Annotated in this window: 1 protein-coding gene; it reads right to left on the reverse strand. The window is 66.9% G+C overall.

The genetic code is table 11. The annotated features are described in order from the left end of the window. Nucleotides 1-523, reverse strand: a 523-nt coding sequence (locus AC5Y31_RS21815; RefSeq protein WP_499982984.1) for a beta-ketoacyl [acyl carrier protein] synthase domain-containing protein, incomplete at both ends; no start/stop codon positions are given.

The raw sequence follows: 523 nt of genomic DNA on the forward strand, positions 1-523 counted from the left end.
CGCGGCCAACGCCGCGCGAACCACCTTCTGCTGTGCCGGACCCGACGGCACCGTCTGACCACTCGACGGCCCGTCCTGATTCGCCGCCGAACCCCGCACCAGCGCAAGAATCCGGTCACCATCACGCTGGGCATCCGAAAGCCGCTTGAGCACCACCACCCCGGCGCCCTCACTGCGCACGTAGCCGTCGGCGCCGGCGTCGAAGGTCTTGCACTGCCCGTCCGGCGCCAACATCCCCCACCGTGACGTCGCCACACTGTTCTGCGGAGTCAGCATGAGGTTCACCCCGGCAGCCAGCGCCTGATCGGACTCGCGGCGCCGCAGACTCGCACACGCCAGATGAATCGTCACCAGCGACGACGAACACGCGGTGTCCACCATGATCGCCGGGCCATGCACGCCAAGGAAATACGACAACCGGCCGGCCGCGAAATTGGCGGCGTTGCCGAACGGAAGGTAAGGATCGATGTCGGCGGCACGGAGCTTGCCGAAAATGTCGACGGCGTAGTCGTAGGCGGTCACA

This window comes from Mycobacterium sp. NGS18 (genome assembly GCF_059813185.1).